Genomic DNA, 2910 nt, shown 5'->3' on the forward strand with positions numbered 1-2910 from the left:
TTCATACTTAACTCTATAACAATTTTCAATATTTTATGGTAAAGCAGCCTTAGGTCATTAGTAAAGCTGCTTTGCTATGAAATACTGAAAAATTAAGGAGAACTCAAATTTCTCACATAATTAACTACATGAGAAATCTGAGTATACACTTATGTAAAATATTTACTTATACTTTTTCAAACTTATTATCATCTTCATAATATCTGCTTGTACTTTTTCTTTTATCATTTTTAACATTAAGAAGATAATAAATTCTTTTATCCTTATTATGCCAACAAATCCTACTTACATTAGCTTCAAGTTCTGGATACTTAAGCAGTTTGACTCTATCTCCGATATTGAATTTAGGTTTATCTTTTATTTCATACACTTCTCGCTTTATTCGAAATTTTGCCTTTCCTCCTAATGATTGCACTACTATATATTCTTTTTTTTCTTCTATACATTTCAATATCGTTACTCCAAGATTTTCATTTGATTTTTCCAAATCTTCAAGATAAATGTAATTTAATATATTTGATATATCTTTTAATACTCCATAGGTTCCTAAATAATTTTGTTTCATTTATTTCACTCCTTTTCATACGGAATAAATCCCTCAAATTTTCTATCATAATATTTATCTGGGACTTTATTTAAAAATAATTCTTCAACTTTACCTAATGAACTTGAGTCAGGTCTAAAATGTCCACTGGCATTATCCACTTTGATTATTTTTCCACCTTGAATAGTTACAATTCCAGCACCTTGTACTTGCGGATTAAAGCCGCCTATTAATGTCGGATGAGGTAATGAATCTGTACCTATAAGACCAGAAACCATCCCTGTTGCTCTATTTCTAATTATAATATTATTATTGGCATCTACAACATACATGTATAATCCGTTTAACGAACCTTTTTTCCCACCTGTTCCTAAATAATTTGTATTATTTATATAATTTGTTATATTCTGTGCTGTTGGATTCTTCACATATCCAGTTTCATTTGGTCTAAAAGTATATCTCTCCTTATCTAATTCATGCATTTCAGGAACAACACTGTATAATCTAGATGAACTAAAAGATACGAGTAAATCATAAAGTTTAGGAATATTAAAATAGTCAGCTGTACTTAATGCTACTACATTAGGATTGTATACTGTAACTGGATATTTTAGCATTGTACTCATTCTAGACACCAAGTCATATTCTGTTGTATGTCCTATCTGCAATAACTGTTTTATTACTGTTTGATCATATAAGATTTCTCCGCTAGAATTTGTTGCTCTAAATCATCAAATATTGGATTATTATTTTTTATTTTTAATCAATTTGAAATAAACTTGATTTTTCCTGTTTCTATAGATTGAATAGAAATTTTTTTATCAAAAAAAGTTAGTTTTATATCATTTCCTACAATTTCCCAATCTATTAAAATTTCAGGCAACTCCATATACCATTTTATTGTTCCATTTTTATAAAAAACACAAATACCCATTTCAAAAATTGAAATTATAAAATCTTTAGTTTCTAAAAATTCAAAAAAGAAATTAGAAGAAAATTTTATAACAGATTTTAATTCATTATTTTTTAAATCAATTTTTATTATTTCAAATTGAATTCCTAAAAAAATTAATTCTTTTCCTTCAATGGATAATATTTCAGGAGATACACCTGCATCAAAATATTTAAAAACAAATCTTTTTTTTGATTCTGTATTTTCTATTAAGGCAATACTTATTCTTCCTTCACCATTATCTAATGTTATTATTTGATCTGAAGTAATTTTATATTTTGTACGATTTTCAAAGTCATCATTTAATATTTTTAATTCATATTTTTCCATTTTATTTTTTATCACTCCCCAGCTTTATTTCTATGTCCATATATTTTAACAGTTTTTAATTCATTATTCCACCAAATAGAACTTATTTTAACTCCTCCTGCTGGTCCCATTAAAAATGCTTCTCTTTCAGTTTTATTATATGTAATACCATCATAAGGATTATAGTATGATTCTCTGTTAATTACAGAATGGGGATTATGAAACGTATTCACTAGATTGTTATAAACAACTTTTCTACCTAAAGTATCATTATTTATACCTATTCCTTTTAATGTTAAAGCCATTTCATTTGTTCTTTCTAAATTATGTTTTCTTCCTGTTGCCTCACCAAAAACATAATTTAGTTTATTGCCTATTATTGGGACAGTCAATTTTGGATTTTCCACCAAATTTACCAGCGGTTGAGTTTTAAAATAATTAGTCAAGCTTAAAGAAGTAATTGGCGATTTATACTCCACTAATAGAATTCTATTCTGATATGCACTATCAAATTCATACTTAACTCTATAACAATTTTCAATATTTTATGGTAAAGCAGCCTTAGGTTATTAGTAAAGCTGTTTTGCATTCTGTGAAGCATTAGATTATTTTTCTAAAATATTTTAAAATATCTTGACGATTTGAGGATGTTATTTTTAATATATTTGTCTATTCAATAAAGTTCTTATTTGGTAAATTTTCAAATCCCCTTCAGAAACTTCTAATTTTCATTTCTGAAGAAATAGTATTATCTTTATATTATATTTCCAATAGTCCAAGCCTTTCCTTATATTCTTCAAGTTCTATTTGTAAACTTCCTTCTATGTAAATTCTATCTCTTTTTTTTAGATTCATATCCTTTTCCATATCCAGAATTATATCCCTGTTTACAATGGGGTTTTTTGCATAATAAGTAAATTCATTTATGACTTCTGTTATTTCTACTACTGCTGCTATTCCATTATATTCATTTGTATATACATTAATTCTTCGTCTATTCTCTCAAATTCTGTTATCCAGGATATAAACAGATTTCCTTCTATTATGTCCCCTACCTTTCTTTTCATACTTATATTGTTCATCATAAAAACATCTTCTGAAAATT

General features: G+C 26.4%; 4 protein-coding genes. All 4 read right to left on the reverse strand.

Annotation, left to right across the window (positions count from 1 at the left end; genetic code table 11):
- Positions 1-166: 166 nt before the first annotated feature.
- A complete protein-coding gene (locus Q0370_RS05170; RefSeq protein WP_299573003.1) occupies positions 167-565 on the reverse strand; it encodes a hypothetical protein in 399 nt (132 codons plus the stop codon).
- A 5-nt stretch (positions 566-570) separates the two neighbouring features.
- Positions 571-1212 carry a hypothetical protein gene (locus Q0370_RS05175; RefSeq protein WP_299573005.1) on the reverse strand — a complete coding sequence of 214 codons (642 nt, stop codon included), beginning with the start codon at positions 1210-1212 and terminating at the stop codon, positions 571-573.
- Between the two features lie 95 nt (positions 1213-1307).
- Positions 1308-1826 (reverse strand): hypothetical protein, encoded by a 519-nt coding sequence (locus Q0370_RS05180; protein ID WP_299573007.1) that lies wholly within the window; start codon positions 1824-1826, stop codon positions 1308-1310.
- A gap of 11 nt (positions 1827-1837) precedes the next feature.
- Positions 1838-2251, reverse strand: a complete 414-nt coding sequence (locus tag Q0370_RS05185; protein WP_299573009.1) for a hypothetical protein — start codon at positions 2249-2251, stop codon at positions 1838-1840.
- Positions 2252-2910 lie beyond the last annotated feature (659 nt).

Source organism: uncultured Leptotrichia sp. (genome assembly GCF_938036635.1).
Lineage (GTDB): Bacteria > Fusobacteriota > Fusobacteriia > Fusobacteriales > Leptotrichiaceae > Leptotrichia > Leptotrichia hongkongensis.